The sequence below is a fragment of the Nostoc sp. CALU 1950 genome (genome assembly GCF_051172895.1).
Classification (GTDB): Bacteria; Cyanobacteriota; Cyanobacteriia; order Cyanobacteriales; family Nostocaceae; genus Nostoc; species Nostoc edaphicum_A.
This window is the reverse complement of record NZ_JBDNJQ010000415.1, coordinates 1-655: the sequence shown is the minus strand read 5'-3', so window position 1 is coordinate 655 and position 655 is coordinate 1. Positions and strand designations below refer to the sequence as shown.

The following is a 655-nucleotide window of genomic DNA, read 5'->3' as shown; positions in this document are numbered from 1 at the left end:
AAACTACCAACGAAGAACTCCAATCCACCAATGAAGAATTAGAAACTACCAACGAGGAACTGCAATCTACCAATGAAGAATTGGAGACAATGAATGAAGAACTGCAATCTACCAATGAAGAATTACAGACAATTAATAATGAACTGAGCGAACGCACCACAGAACTCAATCGCACAAACATTTTCCTCGTCTCTATTCTCAGAAGTCTCCAAACAGGAATAGTAGTAATTGACAGCAGTTTTAACATCTCTATTTGGAATTACATGGTAGAAGATTTATGGGGCTTAAGGACTGATGAAGTTGTCGGAAAGTCTATCTTCAGCTTGGATATTGGGCTACCTGTTGAGCAGTTGCGATCGCCCATCCGCGACTCCTTATCCGGGAAAAAGCAGTTTCAAGAAATGATCCTCGATGCTACCAATCGCCGGGGTAGACAAATCAAATGTTATCTAGCAATCACTCCGCTACTTGGCATGGAAATGCAAGGAGCAGTTTTGATGATGGCAGATGTAGAAAGGGTCAATAGTATGATTTCTAGTCAAGAAATGGAGGAACGGCGACAGCAAGATTAATTCTTATATAGAACTCATATCAATACGATTCGGTTAAGGCTTTTTGATGAAAATTTTAGATCACAAAGATTCGATAATTTATC

Annotated in this window: 1 protein-coding gene; it reads left to right on the top strand. The window is 39.4% G+C overall.

Annotated features, from left to right (window positions below; genetic code table 11):
• A partial coding sequence (locus tag ABF638_RS38245; protein ID WP_435027929.1) for a PAS domain S-box protein occupies nucleotides 1–572 on the top strand: 572 nt, incomplete at its 5' end.
• Between the last annotated feature and the right edge of the window lie 83 nt (nucleotides 573–655).